The organism is Domibacillus sp. PGB-M46 (assembly GCF_022668875.1).
Classification (GTDB): Bacteria; Bacillota; Bacilli; order Bacillales; family Domibacillaceae; genus Domibacillus.
In genome coordinates, this window is the sequence record NZ_JAKGCR010000076.1 from 1 (window position 1) to 410 (window position 410).

Genomic DNA, 410 nt, shown 5'->3' on the forward strand with positions numbered 1-410 from the left:
CATCCGACATTCAAAAGCAAGAAAAACCCGGTCCAAAGCTACACAACCAAAATGACAAATAACAATATTAAAATCGTGGACAATCGCATTCAGCTGCCGAAACTCGGCTGGATTCGTTTCTCCAAGTCCCGAAACATCGAAGGCAACATTAAGCGTGTCACCGTGCGCCGAAGCAGCACCGGCCGGTATTCTATTTCAGTCATTTGCGAGATGCCTTATTCCCCGTACAAACCAAGCACTAAGGATGCCGTTGGCATTGATCTGGGATTAAAAGAGTTTGCCGTGCTCTCCAACGGTGAATCCATTGCCAACCCGAAATACTACCAAAAATACGAAAAGCGATTAGCCTTTCTTCAGCGTGCGTTTGCACGTAAAAAAGAAGGTTCGAAATCGCGGGAAAAAAATAAAGC

Annotated in this window: 1 protein-coding gene; it reads left to right on the forward strand. The window is 45.4% G+C overall.

Features of this window, described 5'->3' with window-relative positions; genetic code table 11:
* Positions 1 to 410, forward strand: a 410-nt coding sequence (locus L2D08_RS23655) for an RNA-guided endonuclease TnpB family protein (RefSeq protein ID WP_242238013.1), incomplete at both ends; no start/stop codon positions are given.